A 19,699-nucleotide genomic window follows, 5' to 3' on the forward strand; every position below is an offset into this window, starting at 1 on the left:
ACTGGGAATAATTTTGCCGTATGTCCCGGACTAATCAACATTCATGCCAGCGCAAGCCGATGCCTGAAAACATCGAGCAGACCACGGTACCTGGCGCACAATTCAAGAAAAGCCGCCATGCTCACGGACTCGGCCCTGGACTGGAAGCGCCACATGGGAGCAAGTATCCCAAGCGAGGGGTTGCGCGAAAAAAAATCCTCTAAATTCTGACAGTTGACGAGAAATTTCGGTTTCATTGGCGCATCCGGACGGAGCGCCAGAATCCGGCCCTGCTCTTCGACCAGGGTCAACATGAGGGCGGCGTGTTCAAGATCGCGCACCAGGGCATCGCGGAAATCGGAACCCGGCCCGGGCCAGGAAAAATTTCCCGCACCGGACTTCTGGTCAAGAAATTGACGATAGACCTCGCGCTGAATCCTGATCCAGCGGCTGCGATCCTGGCCCTCGTGGCCGGACACGGAAAAAAGATCCATGAATCCGGACTCATCACGCCGAGCCTGCCAGATCCGTCCCTTGAAACCGGGCGCGACGCTCAAGGCTTGCCCATCAGGATACCCGACCAGCATGTCCCCGACGGCCTCGCCCTCGATGGAATCGCGGCAGATCAGTCCATGGGGGCATTTCTCCCCGAAGGAGCACGGATGACAGGGCAGATCGGGCTCCAGGCTCAGGCTGCCCTCCAGATAGGGCCCGGTGTCGAAAGGCTGGGCCGTGGCCAGGAAGATCGCCGCCACCGGCACGCCAAGGCCCGCCGCCAGGTGCATGGTGCCCGTGTCGTTGGTCAGCAGCAGATCCATGCGCTTCAGCACCGCCGCCAGCGTCGAAAGATCGGTCCGGCCGGTCAGGTCCGTGCAGGGGTAGTCGGCCAGGTCCATGAATTCCCGCGCCAGATGGCTCTCCGACGCCGTTCCCAGGAGCACGGGCATGCGCCCGGTCCTTGACCACAGCACGCTCCCGGCGCGCACGAAGGAGGCCACGGGCCAGCGTCTGTAGTCCTGGCTGGCCCCAAGCTGAAAGGCCACCCGCCGCCCCGTGCCGCCAAGCAGTTCATCCGCCGCCGCCAGCGCGGGAGCCTCGGGCGTCTTCAATCTGAATTCTCCCGGATCAAGACCGGCCACACGCTGAAACAGGTCAACCAGGTTGAAGGGGCTGCACCCGCGATGGGCGGAGGCCGCCTGCAGAAAAGTCGCCCAGTGCGTGGAGTACTCGCCAAAACCATGGCTATCGAGGCCAAAACCCTCCACCTGCCCGTCATGCATGGCGCGGGACAGCAGCCGTGCGGAAAGGGTCGGCGTGAGGTTGACCATCCGGTCAAAGGGAGTCTGTCGCCACTGATCCAGCCAGGAGACAAGTTCCTCCATGGCCAGAGGCCAGCCCCGATCCAGTTGGGCCAGAAGACGCGCCCCGGGCAGGGCCCGGACCTGATCCACATCGCGCAGCAGGCCCGCCGCGCCCTTGAAGGAGTCCAGGCAGACCAGCCCCGCGCTGTCGCCCCGCCGTCGCAATCCGCTGAAGACAGGCTGAGTCTGCAGCAGATCGCCGAAGCGGGTCAAATTGATGACCAGAGTATGCATTCTAGGCAATGAACAAAAGGCGTGCCAAAAACACGGGGGTTCGGGCCGCCGTCGGGACGACCGCTGCATGCGGGGCGCGGGGCATCAGTCCCCCTTGTCCAGGATCTCGTTCTTGTAGGTCTCGAAGTTCGACGCGGCCTTGATGGCCGTGGCGACGAAGGCGAGAAAGGAAAAAAAGATGAGCGTGATGTTGAGGATCAGCCATCGTTCCTGTCGCAGGTTCCGCCCCAGGATGACCTGATCCGGAGCCAGATAGTAAAGTCCCAGGGACACGCCTCCGGCCAAAAGCAAGGCGATGATCTCGAAGATGAGCAGATATTTGCCGGACAGTAGCAGGAAAAGGATGCCGTTTCGCACGCCCTGAAGAAAGAGCAGCTTCTTTTCGAGCTTGTCCAGGTTCTGTTCGGCCTGGCGCATGGCCTCGTGCCCCTGCCTGAATTTGTCGGGAACGTAGAGGTCAAGATGGCCGATGAGACTCACTCCCTCGCCGCATGCATTGAAGAGCTTGGTGAAAGACCCGAGCATCGACGGAAAGGGGAACCAGGACGCCTCACGCTGAATCTTCTTGAGCCGCTCGCGAATGGCCGAACGGCGGTTGGCGAGCTCCTTGATGTCCTTCTTGACCCGGGCCTGGATGTCCGCTCGGATGGCGATGGTGCCGCGCAGCAGCTTGGCCATGGAGGCGTAGTTGTTGACCCCGGCATAGCTGTTCAAATCCTCGATGCGCACATGGAACATGTTGTAGGCGTCGTGGTCGGAAGGCAGCCACTTGTCCAGCAGGTCCGGCAGGTGCTCCACCGCGCCGATGACCTCGTGGGAACGGGCCCTTGCATCATCCCAGATCTCCCACAGGTCGCTCAACAGATGGGAACGCCCGCCCTCCAGCTCGGTGTCGAGCAGCACGTTGCTGAAGTAGTCGGGATTGTCCTTGATCAGCTCGCGGATGAGCGCCTGGGCTTCATTGAGATATCCTGACTTGATCAGGCAGACGGCCTGCCTGTAGCGGGCCTGACTGAACCGGGGGGATTCCCCGAGCGCCCGGCCGTAAAGGCGGATGGCTTCGGGATAGTCGCCCGTGATCTCCCGCAGGCGGCCCTGAAGAAGCTGGATGTAGGAGCGCTGCAGACTGGTATAGGCCAGGCTCTCGGCCTCCTCCCAGAAGCCCATGGCACGCTTGAACTCATCGCGCTCCATGGCCATGAAACCAAGGAGCACCCGTGGCTGATAATTCTTGGGCGAACTGAGCACGACATGATCGACCTTTTCCATGGCCCGCTCCAGACTCCCCGTGCGCAAAGCCTCCAAGGCCTCCCAGAGTTGCGCCTCGCTTTGGGGCCGCTGCTCTTCTATCCCTCGCGGCCATTCCTTGCCCTTGGCGCGCCAGACGGAAGCCATCATGCGCAGCTGGCAGATCATGTCGACCTCGAACATGGACCGGACGACCAGCCCAGGATCGGTCTTTTCCCCCAGCAACATGTTCAGACCGCGAATGACGTCGGGGGCGACCTGCTTTTCAATCCCGGCCAGGATTCCGGGCAGAGCGTCAAGATCCAGGCGGGCAAAGCGGGTCATGTCCGTGACCTGCACGTTTCCGGACTGCAGCATCCTCGAGGGGCATTTTCGCGGCTGGTGCGAACGCAGTCCGCAATAGAAACAGGGGCTCTCGCCACCGGAAATCAGGCTCGTAGGCAGAAAAACATTCAGGCTGCCGCGCCGCCGCCCGCACTTGCTGGAATGGAAACGAACCTGAAACAGGTCGGACAGCTTGGAATTGTCCATGGAAGCGCGTGAATCCACCGGCGCGATCCTGGAGTCGGCTATCTGGAAAATCGTGGCCAGGGGCAGATGCAGGGCATTGGACTCAAGGGAGTCCACGACATAACGGACCTTGCTCGCAAATTCTGGAGTGAAGGGCTGGTCGCCCATCTCGACGGCCATGTATTTGCAAGGCCAGGCCGGCTTCTCCTTGTCGTCGATCATGCTCAGCAGTTCCGAGGTCAGGGCGCCCATGACGCGCGGCGAAGTCACTCGCAGAACCAGGTTCAGATCCTCCGCCAGCAGATAGGAGACCTTGTACTGCTGGAAGATCGCTTCCAGCCGGTCGAAGTAGGCCCGCCAACCCTTGGTGAAGGTCTTGTCCTGCCGGGAGCCCTGAGGACGGATGACCCAAAGCCAGTTCAACTTGTAGGATACGCTGACCTGCTCGCTGCCTTCCAGCTCGAACCAGTCCCCCAAAAGACCGTCCGGGCTCTGCACGTGCTTGAAGGCCAGGCCGGTCAGGGTTCGTCCGAGTTCCCGCATGCGCGCGCTGACGCGGACAACGAGTCTCTTGGGGAATTCGACGCAGAGGGAGTGCAGTTCGGACTTGACCTTGAGGGATTGGCCAAGCTTATCATCGACGATGAGGCTGCCCTCGAAGACGGTCACGCTCGTGGCCATGGGATGAAGCCTGGCCCAGTTGTAGAGTCTGGCCAGCCCGAGCATGACTTCGGAGGAAGGAAAAAACCACAGGGTCTGCGATGTTTCCTCCGCCAGAGACCAGCCGCCGATATCAGTCAGGGTCTGAAGAAAACTGACTGGCAGAGGCTGCGAATGCACCAGCCAGCAGACGAAGCCGTTACTCAGCAACCTGGGTGAGGCTTGTTTTGTCACCTTCGCCAGGAGCGGCTCGATGCAGGTCATTTCATTCTCCGTTCACAGGCGCTTTAAGCGACTGGTTCTTTTGGATACAACGCATGCGCCAACATGACACGCAGCACCTGCAAGCGCAACCCGCGGATGGCCCAGTTACGGCTTGACGACGGGTGGTCCTTTTCCTAGTCAACAGCCAAACCAATCACCCTCCTGCGCAAGGAATCCGGCATGTTTTCTCTCTATTTCAACGACGACCGACTGGCCCTGCTGCACCGCCTCGTGGACCTCGCCCTGGAGGAAGACGGACGCGATCTGACCTCCGAAGCCCTGTTCCCGCCCGCCTCACAGCTGGAAGCATCCATCGTGGCCAAGGAAGAGACCCTGGTCGCGGGCCTGCCGCTCATCGACATCGTCTTTGAGCGCATGCGCGGCCCAAGGCCCGTCGTGACCCTGCTCGCCTCCGACGCGGACGCTGTCGCGCGCGGACAGGAGGTTGCCCGCATCCGAGGTTCGGCACCCATCTTGCTCAAGGCTGAGCGGGTCATCATGAATTTCATCTGCCATCTCTCCGGCGTGGCCAACGCAACCAGCCGCTTCGTGCAGGCTGTGGAAGGAACCGGAGTGCGGGTGCTCGATACCCGCAAGACCACCCCCGGCCAACGCTATCTGGAAAAATACGCGGTACGCATGGGCGGGGGGCACAACCACAGGGCCAACCTTGAGGAAATGCTCATGCTCAAGGATAATCACATCGATCAGGCGGGTTCCATCACCGCCGCCGTGTGCGCGCTCAGAAAAGCCTACGACGTCTGCCCTCCCCTGGAAGTGGAATGCCGCACGCTCGAACACGTGCGCGAGGCCGTGAGTCTCTCGCCCCAGCGCATCATGCTCGACAACATGCCCGTGGACACCGCGGCCGAGGCGCTGCGGCTCATCCCGCCCCACATCGAATCGGAGATCAGCGGCAATGTCACCCTGGCGACCATCCGCCCCCTGGCCGAACTGCGGCCGACGTTCATCTCAACCGGCGCCATCACCCACTCCGCCACCGTCGCGGACTTCTCCATGCGCCTGACACAAAGCTCCCGGGAGAATGCATGAACCAGAAAATTTCCGCCATCAGGGACAGGCTCGGCAAAGAGCTGTGCATCCTCGCCCACCATTACCAGGCCGACGAGGTTGTCCGGCACGCCGACATCCTGGGAGATTCCCTGGAACTGGCCAGGCACATCGACGGCCTTGAGGCGCGGCACATCGTGTTCTGCGGGGTGCATTTCATGGCCGAAACGGCAGCCATCCTGGCCAGGCCCGAACAGAAGGTGCACATCCCCGACCCTGGAGCCAGTTGCGTCATGGCCGAGATGGTTCCGGCCCTCCTGGCCGAAGAGGTCCTGGCGCGACTCAACCGCGACGGGGCGCGCATCATCCCCCTGACCTACGTCAACTCGTCCGCCGCCGTGAAGGCCGTCTGCGGCAACCATGGCGGCAGCGTATGCACCTCGGCCAACGCCCCGACCATGCTGCGCTGGGCCCTTGCCCAGGGGGACGGAGTCCTCTTTCTGCCCGACGCCAACCTCGGCCGCAACACGGCCCGCATCCTCGGCCTGTCCGAAAGCGAGATCGAGCGGCTCGACATTCGGGGTCAGGGGCGCTTCGTGCCCGCGGCCGACCCTACACGCAAACTGTACCTGTGGCCGGGCCTGTGCGCCGTCCACGCCAAATTCAATGCCGGACAGGTGACGGCCATCCGCGCAAGCGAGCCCCATGCCCTGATCTTCGTGCACCCGGAATGCGACCCTGAAGTCGTGTCCATGGCCGACGGAGCCGGCTCGACCACCTTCCTCATCAAGGCTGTGGCCGAAGCGAAAAGCGGCAGCACCGTGTATGTCGGAACAGAATGGAGCCTGGTCAACCGTCTGGCGGCCAGACATCCCGACAAGACCATCCGGCCGTTGCGCAGGGCCCTGTGCTCGAACATGGCCAAGGTCAACGAAACAAACCTCGCCCGCATGTTGCAGGAGCTTGATACCGCCCTGCCGGTTCGGGTCGAGGAACACATAGCCCGGCCCGCCCGCATCGCCCTTGAGCGCATGCTGACCGCCTGCAGTTAGGAAATTCGCCATGACAACACCCACCCGCATGAAAACCGAAGTCCTGGTCATCGGCTCGGGAATCGCAGGCTGCACCGCAGCCATCTGCCTGGCCGACAAGGGACACGAAGTGACCCTGCTCTCTTCGGGCCCCTCTCTGGACAACGGCAATACAGCCCTGGCACAGGGCGGCATCGTCTACAGCAGCAACGAGGACTCTCCTGAAAAGTTGGCCAAGGACATCGGCACCGCCGGGTGGGAGTACAACTACGAACCGGCCGTACGCCACCTGTGCGAGGACGGCCCGAAGGCAGTGGAAAAAATCCTCTTCGAGCGCGTGCAGGTGCCCTTCGACCGCACGGAACAGGGAGACTGGTACCTGACCAAGGAAGGCGGCCACGCGGTGCATCGCATCCTGACCTGCGCCGACTACACCGGGCGCGCAATCCAGGACAGCCTGGTCCGCGAAGTGCTGATCCACCCCAATATCCGCACCCTCTACAACCGGACGGCCATCGACCTTCTGGCCACGCGCCACCACTCCACCAAACTGGAATTCCGCTACCAGTTGAACAACCAGTGCGTCGGAGCCTACGTCTTCAATTCGGAGACCAACGAACCCAACACCATCCTGGCCGATTACACGGTCCTGTGCACCGGCGGGCTGGGACAGATATTCCTGCACACGACCAACACCTCGTCCTCCATCGGGTCCGGCATGGCCATGGCCCACCGAGCGGGCGCGACGGTCATGAATCTGGAATACATCCAGTTTCATCCCACTTCGCTTTTCCACCGCGCGGATCGCAAATTTCTCATCTCCGAAGCCGTTCGCGGCGAAGGGGCCCGTCTCTTCAACGCCAAGGGCGAGCGTTTCATGGCCCGCTATGACGAGCGCATGGAACTGGCCCCCCGCGACATCGTGACCCGGGCCATCGTCGACGAACTGCTCAAGACCGGAGAGGACTGCGTATTTCTGGACGCCGCCAACTACGTGGATCAGAACCTGCGCAAACGCTTCCCGACAATTTACGAGAAGTGCAAGCAAGTCGGCGTGGACATGTCCAAGGATCCCATCCCGGTAGTGCCCGCCGCGCATTATTCCTGCGGAGGGGTACTGGTCGACAACAGGGGCCGAAGCACCCTCGACGGGCTCTATGCCGCCGGCGAAATCGCCTGCACGGGCGTGCACGGGGCCAACCGTCTGGCCTCGACATCACTTCTGGAAGGGCTTTTGTGGGGCATGAACGCGGCGGAAGACATCCATGAACGCTATGAAGGATCATGCCAGTTGTGCCAGCGGCTCCAGGATTCCATCGCCGACTGGATCACCTCCGGCAGGACCGAAATGGAGGACCCGGCGCTCATCAACCAGGACTGGGCGACCATCAGGCACACCATGTGGAACTACATGGGCATCATGCGCACCACCCCGCGCCTGGAGCGGGCCTTCGAAGACCTGCGCAACCTGAACAAGCGGCTGCACTCCTTCTACAAATCAATCCGCATCTGCAAGGAGTCGGTGGATCTCTTCCACGGCTGCCAGACCGCCTACATCGTGACCACGGCGGCCTTGCGCAACAAAAACAGCCGGGGCTGCCATTTCCGAAAGAACTAGCAGGCCCGGCTGATCGCGGCCGAAGTCAGACCCGGCAGGGCCCTAGCTTGGATCAAAAAGAAAATCGGTGAACAGCTCCCGAAAAAGGTCGCGTCCCTGCTCGGGTGACATGCCCCCCAGGACTTCCACTCCCGAAGACTGCACCCAGGCTGTCAAAAGGCCAAGGCAAACCAGGTTGCGCTGCAGCAGGACATCTTCCTCGCCGCTGCGCAGGGCCACAAGATAATCTCCGCGCGAGGTGACCGTGAACCCTTCCCTTTCAAGGATGAGGCGCATGATCCCGAGCCTGCTCCGCCGTTGCGCCCTGGTTCCCGTCCCGCCCTTGAAACGAAAGCGCACGTACTTCTCCACGCCATCCTCGCACGAACATTCCGCGACATACAGGTTCTGCTCAAGCCGCAAGGTGCAGTGCATGAAGAACTGGGAAAGAACCGCGTAGCTGCTGTAATGCGGCACCGACGGGGTCTCTTCGTGACGCGCGCCGGACCAGGACACCGCAGGACAGACCAGCCCCAGAAGCAACGACCAGGCAGGGATGGAACGGACATCCTCCGTTGAGATGACGGCCCGCTCCGCCGCCGACGGAAAAAGCCCGCCGCCCAGATTGAAGATGTTGATGACCACGGGAATTTCAAGTCGAAGCTGCTTGATTCCGGCCAGGCCCCGGGCAGGTTCCCCGGCAAAGGCAAAAATCTGGGCCAGCCCCCGTTCCATGCACAGGCAGATCAGATCGTGCAGGGAGCGGCAATGCTCAGGGCGCAAGGCCTCGCCCTGATCCTTGAAAACGTGCAACCTGGTGACGCGAGGCAGAATCTGATCCAGACGCGCGACCAGGGCCGCCGAATCGGGAACGCCATCCCAAAGGGCGCAGTTCCGTGATTCCGAGGCCGTATCGACCGGAAAAACGGCCACTGTGAGCGGATGTTCCTCGTCGGCAAGCCCCTTGGAGAGGCGCAGGGCGAGCGCCGAGGGCGAAAACTTGCAGGCCGTGGCTTCAAGCCACGCCGTGATGAACTCGGTGGGCCGCACTCCTCCGACCTTGCCGATCATGACGGCATCGTCGCCGCTGCCGGCAAACACGCGCAATTCGAGAAACCTGCCGCCCGGAGCGAGTTCCACGGCCGCGATCTCCATCTCGGTGAGCAACCGGTGCGGCAACGATCCTCCGCGTATCAGCTCACGGGCGCTCCTGCCCAAATCTTCGGTGGCGGGCTCATCCATCAGATCCAACTGGCGCAACAACTCGTCCAGATCATGACGCATGTCGTTGGCCTCAATGAAATACTGAAACAAAGACGGCGTGAGCACGAGAACCGGGCCAGGGTCCAATGGGTCGAGACGCTTTGAAATCCAGGAGAAGGAGGCTTTGCCTTGCGGCGAATCCAGCGTCAGCAGATACGGGGGATTGGCGGACGTGGCCGCGTGTTCAGTGGACAGGCGGGTATAAAAGCTCAATTTCGCGACCCAGTCGTGGGCGTCCATGAACTCCACGGGGTTCATCACCTGCAACTGGTCCACAAGATCGCGAATGGCGGAGCACAGCTGATTCGCCAACCCCGAAACACGACACCAGTCCACCACTGCCCCGCCCATGGACAGGTCCTCGAAGTGGGCCAGAAATTCAAGGCAGGTGCTGGTCTGACGATGTATCCGGTGAAAGGCATTGTATTTGGGCCGGGGAATCGATCCGGGTGCGAACGACTCGAAACTCCAGTGCGAAAAAAGTCCTGACTGTCGCATCATCTACCTCCCCTTGCCAAATCCGTCAGGCGCCTCTTCCGCGAACGCGCGGCCAGGCCCGAAACGATGCCGCCAAACGGCGCGGTCATTTTCGGGGTGTATCCTCAGGCCCGCCGGATGGGCGCCCATCCTCTTCGGGGTTACCGGGGGCAACCCCGGTCGAAGGCTTGAGCAAATCCATGAAGGGAACCATCTGCGTTTCGTTGCCGTGCTTGCTCCAGTCCAGTATGCGCCGATAGAACGGAAAGCGGCGCATAATTTTCCCGTAAGAAATCCGCAAGGCAATGTATATGGGAAAAAAGAAAAACGGATAAAAGACGCTGTCTCCGACGCCCGGTACCGCAAAAGGCAACGTGATCGGAATGCCGCCAAAACGGATGTCCAGCCAGGCCATGGCGAAAGGAAGCGGCCAGATGGACAGGGTGAACGCTCCGGCCTGGCTGAAAAAATACTTCCCGAATGCTTCGTGAGCCTGCCTGTTGACGGCCTTGTACGCATCCTTGTCGGAATGTTTCAACGCCTCGACGGAGAGGTTGTGCTGGCGGACCATTTCATCGCGGTACTTGCCGTACACCTTGCGATTGAGCCTGCGGGCCAAATGCGATGTGAAATCCCCCGTGATCACACAGAGAAGACTCAGCACGGCAAGACCCGTCAAAAAACCGCCCCAGGGGTGATCGAAGAGGCGAAATCCCCAAATGAACATGGGGTCCATCATCAAAAGAATATTTCGTAGTGTTTCCATGCAACAAAAATGGCCCCGACAAAGCCGGGGCCATTGGGTGTGTTCGTTTGTACAAGTGGCGCCTAGCCGAACAGAATTTCGATGACGCGTACGTTAAAGAAACCCTTCAAAACATAGTCAATGCCTACATAGAAAGCAAGAACGATGAAAATGCGCTTGAGCAGCTTGTCGGAAAAATACTTGGAAGTATGCGGACCGACGATGGAGCCGATGGCGACGCCGACCATTTCCGTACCGATGAGAACCCAATCAACCGGGGTGCCCTTGGTCATGAGGGTCAGGATACTGGTGACCATGCTGACCAGAACGGCCAAGGCGGAAGTGCCGGCAGCCAGGTACATGGGCAGCTGGGTGATGCTGGTCAGGAAAGGCACCAGCAGGAAGCCGCCGCCGACACCCAGGAAGGCCGCCAGGGCGGAGATGACAATACCGCCGACCACGGGCAGCACGGGATTGAAGCTGAACTCGACACCGCAGAACGTGAACTGAACCTTGGAGAAGGTGATGCCGAGGATCTTGACGCCGGTCGGAGCGGGGCCGCCGCCGGTGCGCTGAGCCTTGACAGCGGCTTCAAAAGCCTGTGCGGCCTGCTTGGCCTTGACCTTTTTGGACTGACCGGCAGGAGAGGTTTCCCACAGCAGGTAGCATCCAAGAGCCAATACGAAGAAACCGAACCAGCCCTGGTAGGCTGAGAAGGAAACCTTGCCGGCCGACAGGGTCGCGGAACCCCATGCGCCGAGCAGGGAGCCGGCGCCCAGCGCCAGGCCCAAAGGCAGAACAAGGCGGCCCATCTTGCCATAGTTGATGGCGGAAATGAGTGCGGACAGACCGACAAGGAACTGGTTGGAAGCACGGATGGAGTCGGTAACGGTCTTGTTCAGGTCGGGAGCGGAGGTCTTGAAGCCCTTGGCGTAGGCGCCCAGGCCAAAAACGGTAACGTGGCCGACACCGGCCATGACGCCGCCGAACGCGCCGACAGTGGAGAAAATCCAGCCTACCCACACCGCCCAGAGCAGCGCCATGATGGGATTGATCTGGGGAGCTCCGGGGATGCCGAGAAAACCGGCGGGCTTGGCTGTATCGATCTGACCGGCTTCGGTTCCCACGGGAGCCATGGCAATGGCCTTTTCCAATTTGGAACCGGTGACGGCAGCCTTGGGAGCTTCAGGGGCGGCAGCGGCCTGAGCGGCTACTTCCGTCTGAGCGGCCGCAGGCGCGGCAGCTTCCTGCTGAGCCCAGAGGGGGCCGACAACGCTCACAAGTACAAAGAGAGCGGACAAAACCAGAACACGAAAACGTTTAGACATAAATCCTCCCTTTTCTCCCATTTAAAAAATGACACTAAGCTGAAAATTTCCGAGTAGTTATCGGACTTCACCACCAGACTCGGCTCATCTTGAAAAGATCATTTCGCCTACCACTGTTTCAAGGATAATGGCAAACTAAGATTTTTCGTGGCCCGCCTTGCTCCTTTTGTCACATTTTTCACCAAACTTTCTCTCAAAACACCCCTTCAAACCTCTTTGATTCGTTACTAATTTCACAATACCAGATCCTGCAATGCACGGCATCTTGCGGTCCGAGATGCAAGGACAGCCCAATGGTCCGCAATCACGATAAAAAAAGGCGCCCCGAAGAGCGCCTTAATGAATGTCAGGAAAGAACCGTACTTCAGGCAGTGGCTGGTGCGGGATGCTCATCGACATCGATGCGGGGCTTGAAGAAGGCCAGAATCGGAGCACCCACGAATACGGACGAATAGGTGCCCGCCACGACGCCAACGAGCATGGTCAGGGCAAAATCATGAATCACGCCGCCACCGAAGACATACAGGGAGAACACGGCCACGAAGGTCGTGCCTGCGGTGATGAGCGTACGGGACATGGTTTGGTTGACCGACTTGTTGATAACAACGTCAAGGGAAGGCGAAACCTTGGCCCGGATGTTCTCACGGATACGGTCGTAGATGATGATGGTATCGTTCAGGGAGTAACCGACAATGGTCAGGAGCGCCGCGATGATGGTCAGATCGACATCCTTGTTCAGCAGGGAAAATAGCCCCAGCGGAATCATGACGTCGTGGATAAGGGCGACAATGGCTCCAAGAGCGTACTTGAGGCGCAAGACGACGCACAGCACCAGGGCCGCGACGGTCGCGACGATGACCGACAGGCTCGTGGGCGCATTGAGAAAATCAAGCACGTAGACAACCGAAGCCAGGCCGGCGGCCATGAGTCCGGCGACCATCCACTTCTGCTCGAAACGTCCGGAGATATAGGTGGCTATGAGCAGAACCGCGTAGAAAATAGCCTCCAGGGCTTTCTCACGCAGATCGGCTCCCACCTTGGGGCCTACCATTTCAAGACGCTGAATTTCATGGGTCACACCGGGGAAGGCGGACTCAAGCCCGGTGTTCACGGCTTCACGGACCTGATTGGCGGTCTGCTCGGAAAAGGACGCTCGCAGCAGGATCTCGTGATCCCCGGCGTCGCCAAAATCCTGGACCACAAGACCGGTCAGGGCGGGGCTATCGAGAGCCATGCGAATCTTGTCCAGTTCAACGGACTGACTGAACTTGACCTGGACGTTGAAGCCGCCGGCGAAATCGATGCCGTATTGCGGGCCGCCCTTGACGAGCAGGGACAGGAACCCGGTCAGAAGCAGCACGGCGGAAAGGACATACGCGTACTTACGCATCCCGACAAAGTCGATGTTCGTATCGCGTTTGATAATTTCAAAGGACATGGTCTGCTCCTTAAATGCTCGGTTGGGTGCCGGGCTGACGTCTGGCCAGCCAGGAGTCGAAGAAGATACGGGACACGAAAATGGCCGTGAACATGGACGCCAGGATGCCGAGCGTCAGGGTGACGGCAAAGCCGCGCACAGGGCCGGTGCCGAACTGGTACAGGATGACCGCGGCAATGATCGTGGTCACGTTGGAGTCGACGATGGTCTGGGTCGCCCGGCTGAAGCCGTTGTTGATGGCTGCGGCCACGGACTCGCCGTGCCGGAGCTCTTCACGGATGCGCTCGTAGATGAGCACGTTGGCGTCAACCGCCATGCCCAGCGTCAGGATGATGCCCGCGATGCCGGGCAGGGTCAGCGTGGCGCCGAATGCCGCAAGGCCGGCCAGGATGAGGCAAATGTCGAGGATGATCTCGAAGGCCGCGATCAGTCCGGCCCGGCGATAGTAGATCGACATGAAGACAACCACCATCAAACCGCCGATCAATGCGGCCATCATGCCTTTGTCGATGGATTCCTGTCCAAGGGAAGGTCCGACCGATCGCTCTTCGAGAATGTTCACCGGAGCGGGCAGGGAACCGGCCCGGAGCACCACGGCCAGATCATGGGCCTCTTCGGTGGTGAACTGCCCGGTGATGGATGCGCGGCCGCCGCCGATGCGGTCCTGGATGACCGGCGCGGAATGAACCGTGCCGTCGAGCACGATGGCCAGACGCTTCTTGATGTTCGCGCCGGTGACCTCTTCGAAGATGCGGGCTCCGCGCGCGTTGAAATTCATGCCGACATATGCCTGCCCGTAGGAATCGAACTGCACGTTGGCGTCGGTGATGTACTCGCCGGTGAGCACGACCTCGGATTTGAGCACGATGGGCGTCTTGACTTCCGAGGCGCCCCGTTTGTCCTGCAAATAGGCAAGCTCGCTCTCGGCAGGAACCGTTCCGGCCACGGCGGCCTGCACGTCGGCGGCGTCGTCGACCAGCTTGAATTCCAGATGCGCGGTGCGGCCGATGATGTTGATGGCCCGCTTGGGATCGTCAAGACCCGGCAGCTGAACAATGATGCGATTGCCCTGCTGCTTGCGGATGTCGGGCTCGGCCACTCCGAACTGGTCGATGCGGTTGCGGATGGTCTTAAGGGCCTGATCCATGGTCAGGTCCTGGAGATACTTCACATACTCAGGGGTGGCGCCCAGCACATAGCGCAGCTGCCCGTTACCGCCATCCTCGGTGGATATGATTTCCATGCTGCCGAAGCGGGCGGCCAGCAGTGCATCCAGTTCCGTCTTCTGCTCCTGCTTGAGCAACGTGAATTCGAGCCTTCGACTGTCCAGCAGACGCGGGCGCAGGACCGGAATTTTCTTTTCCCGGGCTTCAAGGCGCAGGTCCTGCCCAATGCTGGTGATGGCATTGCCCAAAGCGGCATCAAGATCCACACCCAGAGTCAGATGAATTCCGCCTTTGAGGTCAAGTCCGAGGCCGATTTCATCGGAAGGAAGCAGCGCCCCCAGCGATGAATTCCGAACCGATGGAATTGAGGGCAGAACATGTATCAGGGCCAAAAAAATCACGAACGCGGCAAGCAATGCCCTCCAGCGCAAACTACCCATGAGCATCATCCTTATCCAAATCAAACAGGTTGAATGTTGCCAAAATCTCAATCAGCAACCGAGGCCCAAAGCCCCGGTCACGCATACAAAACAAGGCCTGTTCCCGGTTACGGAAACAGGCCTGCCTTATCGTATGCCGTATGAAAAGGCTACTTTTTCTTGTCCTTGGGCTTGCTGCCGCCCTCGGCGGGGATGAGACCCGATATGAAACCGCGACCGACCTGCACGTGCATGTCATTGCCGAGATCAATGGTCAGGACATCTTCCTTGGCCTCGACCACGCGGCCATGCAATCCACCGGCGGTGACCACGCGATCGCCGCGGGTCAGATTCTCAAGCATCTGTTTGTGCTCTTTCTGTTTTTTCTGCTGCGGGCGGATAAGCAGAAAATAAAAGATCACGAACATCAAGATAAGGGGCATGAAGGTCATCAGCGGATTGCCGGGCTGACCTCCGGCCGCAGGGGCCTGTCCCATGGCATGGGCGAGATTTTCAAAAAACATGGTGTTCCTCCATTACGAATTATCGCGAAAACTTGCGGTCTGGCTACACCGGCAAAGCCTGAAATACAAGGCCAAAGCGGACTAGATCCCCAGAATCTCCCGAAACTCGGCTATCTCCTCGCGCACCTTGCGAAGCTGCTCCTGCTGCGGGGGAGTCTGGGCCAATGCCTCGGACTTTTGCAGATGAAAATTATACTTACTGAATTTTCTCTTGTATGCAAAAGACTTGGCGAAATTCAAGTGCGCTTCGAAAGCGCGCCCCATGGCTGCCTGATAGCGGGCGAGATATTCCAGTACCTCGGCATCGCGGGGAACGGCCTTGAGCACCCGCTCCATGGCAGAAACGCTGGCCGCATGATTCCCCTGCTCAGCCACGGCCCGCGCATAGAAAAAGAGGGCAAAGAGATCGTTCGGATCACGCAGGACGACTTCCTGAAGATATTTCGCAGCGGTGGCGAGGTCCCCGTATTCGAAGGAAAAGCGTCCGTATTCACGCATCCACAAAGGGTCATGGGCATTGCATGCCAAGGCCTCTTCAAAACGGACCCTGGCCGCCTCGATCTGTTGCAATCTGCTGAGGGCGATGGCCTCGCCAAGCACAAAGAGGCACGTCGATTTTCCGGTGGACGTGAAAATGGCCTTGGCGGTGTTGGGATCCGTGTACCAGGCCTGGACCAGCAGCTTGACGCGCTGAAAAGCCTCGTTGTCCGAGGCGCGGTTTCGCACGTTGGCGGGCAACCGGGCAATGCGCTCCTGCATGTAGACCACGCGATCGTCCATGCCCGGATGCGTGGACAGATACGAGGGTACATCCCCACCGCCGCCAAGCCACTGCAATTTACGGATCTTGTTGAAGGCGGTGGTCATTCCCGCCGGTGCAAACCCGGCATCAACGAGATAACCGAGGCCGTACTGGTCCGCATCCTTCTCGTTTTCACGCGTGTATTTGAGCTGCATGGCCTTGGCCCCGGCCACGGATCCGAGCACCAGGGCCCCGGCGCCATCCCCTCCCCCCTGGGAACCGACCAGCACGCCGGCCAGGATTCCGAGCAGGGAACCGGCCCCGACCAGCTGGCTCTTCTCGATGGACTTGGCGATATGCCGTTCGGAGACGTGCGCCAGCTCATGGGCGATGACGCTGGCCAGTTCGTCCTCGTTGTCCATGTTGGCGATCAGGCCCGTGAAAATCGTGATGTGCCCTGCTGCCGAAGCAAAGGCGTTCAGGGCGGAATTCCTGACCACGGTCGTCTTGATGGGAAAAGGCTGGGGAGGCATGGCCGCGACCAGACGGTCGACCAGCGACTGCACGTAACCGATGATCCGGGTGTCTTGGATCACGGGAAAGCGAGTCTCGATAACCAGATCGAACTTGCGGGCAAGCTCAATCTCGTCGCGGATGGTGAATTCACCGAAACTTGAAATAGCCGCGGGGGGAAAGACCAGGGCGATCAGGCAGGCAAGAACGAGAACCCGCAAACGTATGCCCCGGACACAGGTCACGACACGGCCCTCCTCGGGTCCACGAGTACCGCGCCGCCTCTTTTGAAGCCGCTGAGCAGAAAGCGCCGCACGGGACCCGTTTGCTCAAGCTCTTCCCGGCGCTGCGCATCGTCCCCGGAAAGCTCGCTGTCGCGCTCCTTGAGCCGCAGCTGGAAATACTCCCGGAAGATGTCTTCGACCTGGGCATAGGACTCGGCCCCGAGCTGATCCAGATCGGAACGGCTGATGCCGAGCCCGTCCGTGGGCACGGCTTCGATGGCTGCCTGCAGAGGCGCGGGATCATCCAGGCGCGCACAGAGCATGCGGGCCAGGTCGTATTCGACGCTTTTGGGCACGAGCTGAATGGGGCTGACATCTCCCACGTCGCCATGCAGGGTCCAAAACCCGGTCAGAAGTTCATCGAGCTGATCCGTGGAAAGGACGCATCCGCCGTGAATCTGGGCCATGTGGTAGAGAAAGAGCATGCGGGTGCGGGCCTTCAGGTTGCCTTCGGCCACGGGAGAGGAACCGGGGCAGATGTCCGCGAAGGTGCGTGAAATCTGTTGGTACAGCGCGGTGAAATCCTGAAGATGAGCGAAGGAAGCGCCCTTGGGAGGATTACCGTAAGCCTGGGCCACGCTCAAGCCTCGCGCGGTCTCCTCGGGGGTATTTGTCGCGATGGGCAGGCAAAAACCCAGATATGGAATGCGGCGATGATGCAGCAAGGCCGCGAGGAATGATGAATCGATCCCGCCGGACAACCCCATGACATAAGTCTTCAGGCCCGAGCTGCGCAGGTATTCCTGCAGAAAATCGCCCAAGGCATCGAGGAGCTGTTCGGAAGGCTCGATCGCAAGCAGATCGAGCCACAAAGCAAAATCATCGTCGCGAGGACATTCCATGCGTGGCAGGGCAGCCATTCAACCTCCTGTTCAGGAATTCATCATGTCCAGAAAATCCTTGTTGCTCTTGGTTCCGCGCATTTTGTCCAGCAGAAAATCCATGCTGTCCACGGAATTCATGGAGGCCATGATGCGTCGCAGAATCCAGACCTTGTTCAGGACATCGGGGGCAAGCAGCAGCTCTTCCTTGCGTGTTCCGGAACGGTTGAGATCGATGGCCGGGAAGACGCGCTTGTCGGAAAGATGGCGATCAAGATAGATATCCGAGTTGCCCGTGCCCTTGAACTCCTCGAAGATGACCTCGTCCATGCGCGAGCCGGTGTCGACAAGAGCGGTGGAGATGATGGTCAGGCTGCCGCCCTCCTCGATGTTGCGGGCCGCGCCAAAAAAGCGCTTGGGGCGCTGCAGGGCGTTGGCGTCAAGGCCGCCGGACAGTACACGTCCCGAAGAGGGCGTGGTCGCGTTGTAGGCTCGGCCCAGGCGGGTGATGGAATCAAGCAGGACCACCACGTCGACCTTACGCTCGACAAGACGCTTGGCCTTTTCGAGCACCATCTCGGCCACCTGCACGTGCCGTTGCGGCGGCTCGTCAAAGGTCGAACTGATGACCTCGGCCCTGACCGTGCGCTCCATGTCCGTGACTTCCTCGGGGCGTTCGTCGATCAAAAGGACGATGAGGTAGGCATCGGGATGGTTGACGCTGATGGAGTTGGCGATGGCCTGCATGAGCATGGTCTTGCCGGTACGCGGGGGGGCCACGATGAGAGCGCGCTGCCCCTTGCCTATGGGAGTCATGAGATCGAGGATGCGGGCGGAGTAGTTCTTGTCGCCGTTTTCCAGGCGGAACTGCTCGTCGGGATAAATGGGGGTGAGGTTGTCGAAAAGAACGATGCGCTTGGCTTCTTCGGGTTCGCGGAAACAGATCTCCTTGACCCGCAGCAGCGCGAAATAGCGCTCCCCTTCCTTGGGCGGACGGATCTGCCCGGAAATGACATCACCGGTACGCAATCCAAAGCGCCTGATCTGTGAAGGCGAAACGTAAATATCGTCAGGGCCCGGCATGTAGCTGTACATGGGCGAACGCAGAAAACCAAATCCGTCAGGCAGGATTTCAAGCACGCCTTCGCCGAAAATGGAACCGTTTTGGGAAGCGCAGGCCTGAAGCAGGGCGAAAATAAGCTCCTGCTTACGCAGACCGCTCATATTTTCAATCTGATACTCGCCGGCAATGTCCATAAGTTCGGACATGGACTTGGTTTTCAACTCAGAAAGATTCATAACAAACCCTCATAACAATGAAATGGCTGGGACCTGAGACCGCAGAAATGGAACAGACCAAAAAGAAAAAAGCATGTACAATGCAAAATTCGAAAAATAATATTGGAATATAGGAGTACTCTGATATGAATATGAAGCCCTTCAAGGGATCAATAAGGAAATTATGAACATCTGCTTGCGGACTTGTAGTGTCAGGCAGGAATGAATTGAATATTTAGCTGATCGCAGAATAAAAAACAAGGGGCCAATGGCCCCTAATCAACCTCGACCTCGCTTTCTGCGTCCTTGGCATGCAGAATGTCGGCAAACAAGTCTTCAATGGACTTCTTCACTTCAGCCTGATCCTGCTTCAAGGCAAACGACAGCTCAAGAGAGATCAGGCCCATGGCCTGCTCCAGCAAACGCCGCTCTCCAAAGGAGAGTTCCTTGTCCTTGCCGATGAGGATGAGTTCTTTCAGCACGTATGCGACATCGCGCAAGTCGCTGCTTTTGAGTTTTTCCGAATATTCGCGATAGCGGCGATTCCAGTTCTGACCGGAATAGCCTGTAAAGTCGCTCCTGTCCTGGAGGTAGACACGAATCTCCTCCGCCTGCTCAGGAGAATAGACACCACGCAGTCCGACATTTCGAGCGTTCTTCACTGGAACCATCAAGGTGACGTTATTACTCAATATACGCACGATGATCAGTTCAGTGGCAACGCCGCCGATCTCCTGGGTCTCAATCCTTTCGACCTTACCGACCCCCTGAGCGGGATAGACGACAAGTTCATCAACTGAAAACAC

Annotated in this window: 15 protein-coding genes; 3 read left to right on the plus strand and 12 right to left on the minus strand. The window is 59.6% G+C overall.

Translation table 11 applies throughout. The annotated features are described in order from the left end of the window. Positions 1-41: 41 nt before the first annotated feature. Together BMZ24_RS00350 and BMZ24_RS00355 are read right to left on the minus strand one after the other, a co-directional pair. Positions 42-1,574, minus strand: coding sequence for a glycosyltransferase family 9 protein (locus BMZ24_RS00350; RefSeq protein WP_161948993.1), 1,533 nt, complete (start codon positions 1,572-1,574; stop codon positions 42-44). A gap of 84 nt (positions 1,575-1,658) precedes the next feature. Beyond that, positions 1,659-4,256, minus strand: coding sequence for a tetratricopeptide repeat protein (locus BMZ24_RS00355; RefSeq protein WP_092188138.1), 2,598 nt, complete (start codon positions 4,254-4,256; stop codon positions 1,659-1,661). Between the two features lie 180 nt (positions 4,257-4,436). Between BMZ24_RS00355 and nadC the strand changes: the two genes are divergently transcribed. Genes nadC through nadB form a run of 3 tightly spaced genes read left to right on the plus strand, consistent with a single transcriptional unit; the run spans position 4,437 to position 7,916 of the window. Then, positions 4,437-5,309 (plus strand): carboxylating nicotinate-nucleotide diphosphorylase, encoded by an 873-nt coding sequence (nadC, locus tag BMZ24_RS00360; protein WP_092188140.1) that lies wholly within the window; start codon positions 4,437-4,439, stop codon positions 5,307-5,309. Beyond that, a complete protein-coding gene (nadA, locus tag BMZ24_RS00365) occupies positions 5,306-6,319 on the plus strand; it encodes a quinolinate synthase NadA (protein WP_092188142.1) in 1,014 nt (337 codons plus the stop codon). Before nadC ends, nadA begins: the two co-directional genes overlap by 4 nt. Before the next feature lie 10 nt (positions 6,320-6,329). Then, the gene (nadB, locus tag BMZ24_RS00370; RefSeq protein WP_092188144.1) at positions 6,330-7,916 is read left to right on the plus strand and encodes an L-aspartate oxidase; all 1,587 of its coding nucleotides are present in this window, start codon (positions 6,330-6,332) and stop codon (positions 7,914-7,916) included. Positions 7,917-7,958: 42 nt separating this feature from the next. On the opposite strand, the gene BMZ24_RS00375 is transcribed toward nadB, so the two are convergent. The 10 genes from BMZ24_RS00375 to BMZ24_RS00420 form a co-directional block, all read right to left on the minus strand. Then, positions 7,959-9,659, minus strand: a complete 1,701-nt coding sequence (locus BMZ24_RS00375; RefSeq protein ID WP_092188146.1) for a hypothetical protein — start codon at positions 9,657-9,659, stop codon at positions 7,959-7,961. Between the two features lie 82 nt (positions 9,660-9,741). Then, complete coding sequence (locus BMZ24_RS00380) at positions 9,742-10,401, minus strand: hypothetical protein (protein ID WP_143077801.1); 660 nt, start codon at positions 10,399-10,401, stop codon at positions 9,742-9,744. 62 nt (positions 10,402-10,463) lie between these two features. Beyond that, the gene (locus BMZ24_RS00385) at positions 10,464-11,708 is read right to left on the minus strand and encodes a sulfite exporter TauE/SafE family protein (protein WP_092188150.1); all 1,245 of its coding nucleotides are present in this window, start codon (positions 11,706-11,708) and stop codon (positions 10,464-10,466) included. Between the two features lie 364 nt (positions 11,709-12,072). Further along, a complete protein-coding gene (secF, locus tag BMZ24_RS00390; RefSeq protein WP_092188152.1) occupies positions 12,073-13,146 on the minus strand; it encodes a protein translocase subunit SecF in 1,074 nt (357 codons plus the stop codon). A 10-nt stretch (positions 13,147-13,156) separates the two neighbouring features. Continuing rightward, positions 13,157-14,752 carry a protein translocase subunit SecD gene (gene secD / locus BMZ24_RS00395; RefSeq protein WP_092188154.1) on the minus strand — a complete coding sequence of 532 codons (1,596 nt, stop codon included), beginning with the start codon at positions 14,750-14,752 and terminating at the stop codon, positions 13,157-13,159. A gap of 149 nt (positions 14,753-14,901) precedes the next feature. Beyond that, complete coding sequence (yajC, locus tag BMZ24_RS00400; RefSeq protein WP_092188156.1) at positions 14,902-15,255, minus strand: preprotein translocase subunit YajC; 354 nt, start codon at positions 15,253-15,255, stop codon at positions 14,902-14,904. Between the two features lie 81 nt (positions 15,256-15,336). Continuing rightward, positions 15,337-16,755, minus strand: a complete 1,419-nt coding sequence (locus tag BMZ24_RS00405) for a beta-barrel assembly-enhancing protease (protein ID WP_092188158.1) — start codon at positions 16,753-16,755, stop codon at positions 15,337-15,339. Continuing rightward, positions 16,752-17,654, minus strand: a complete 903-nt coding sequence (gene nadE / locus BMZ24_RS00410) for an NAD(+) synthase (protein ID WP_092188160.1) — start codon at positions 17,652-17,654, stop codon at positions 16,752-16,754. The genes BMZ24_RS00405 and nadE overlap by 4 nt, the downstream gene beginning before the upstream one ends. 12 nt (positions 17,655-17,666) lie before the next feature. Next, positions 17,667-18,914 carry a transcription termination factor Rho gene (gene rho / locus BMZ24_RS00415; protein WP_092188162.1) on the minus strand — a complete coding sequence of 416 codons (1,248 nt, stop codon included), beginning with the start codon at positions 18,912-18,914 and terminating at the stop codon, positions 17,667-17,669. Between the two features lie 254 nt (positions 18,915-19,168). Next, positions 19,169-19,699: a CarD family transcriptional regulator gene (locus tag BMZ24_RS00420; protein ID WP_092188164.1), complete on the minus strand. Its 531-nt coding sequence runs from the start codon at positions 19,697-19,699 to the stop codon at positions 19,169-19,171.

Origin of the sequence: Desulfomicrobium norvegicum (assembly GCF_900114595.1) — a bacterium.
Taxonomy (GTDB): domain Bacteria; phylum Desulfobacterota; class Desulfovibrionia; order Desulfovibrionales; family Desulfomicrobiaceae; genus Desulfomicrobium; species Desulfomicrobium macestii.

Excerpts from the sequence above, each read along its gene's own strand:
- BMZ24_RS00350 (WP_161948993.1), bottom strand. The coding sequence starts at position 1,574 with ATGCATACTCTGGTCATCAATTTGACCCGCTTCGGCGATCTGCTGCAG.
- BMZ24_RS00355 (WP_092188138.1), bottom strand. The coding sequence starts at position 4,256 with ATGACCTGCATCGAGCCGCTCCTGGCGAAGGTGACAAAACAAGCCTCA.
- nadC (WP_092188140.1), top strand. The coding sequence starts at position 4,437 with ATGTTTTCTCTCTATTTCAACGACGACCGACTGGCCCTGCTGCACCGC.
- nadA (WP_092188142.1), top strand. The coding sequence starts at position 5,306 with ATGAACCAGAAAATTTCCGCCATCAGGGACAGGCTCGGCAAAGAGCTG.
- nadB (WP_092188144.1), top strand. The coding sequence starts at position 6,330 with ATGACAACACCCACCCGCATGAAAACCGAAGTCCTGGTCATCGGCTCG.
- BMZ24_RS00375 (WP_092188146.1), bottom strand. The coding sequence starts at position 9,659 with ATGATGCGACAGTCAGGACTTTTTTCGCACTGGAGTTTCGAGTCGTTC.
- BMZ24_RS00380 (WP_143077801.1), bottom strand. The coding sequence starts at position 10,401 with ATGGAAACACTACGAAATATTCTTTTGATGATGGACCCCATGTTCATT.
- BMZ24_RS00385 (WP_092188150.1), bottom strand. The coding sequence starts at position 11,708 with ATGTCTAAACGTTTTCGTGTTCTGGTTTTGTCCGCTCTCTTTGTACTT.
- secF (WP_092188152.1), bottom strand. The coding sequence starts at position 13,146 with ATGTCCTTTGAAATTATCAAACGCGATACGAACATCGACTTTGTCGGG.
- secD (WP_092188154.1), bottom strand. The coding sequence starts at position 14,752 with ATGGGTAGTTTGCGCTGGAGGGCATTGCTTGCCGCGTTCGTGATTTTT.
- yajC (WP_092188156.1), bottom strand. The coding sequence starts at position 15,255 with ATGTTTTTTGAAAATCTCGCCCATGCCATGGGACAGGCCCCTGCGGCC.
- nadE (WP_092188160.1), bottom strand. The coding sequence starts at position 17,654 with ATGGCTGCCCTGCCACGCATGGAATGTCCTCGCGACGATGATTTTGCT.
- rho (WP_092188162.1), bottom strand. The coding sequence starts at position 18,914 with ATGAATCTTTCTGAGTTGAAAACCAAGTCCATGTCCGAACTTATGGAC.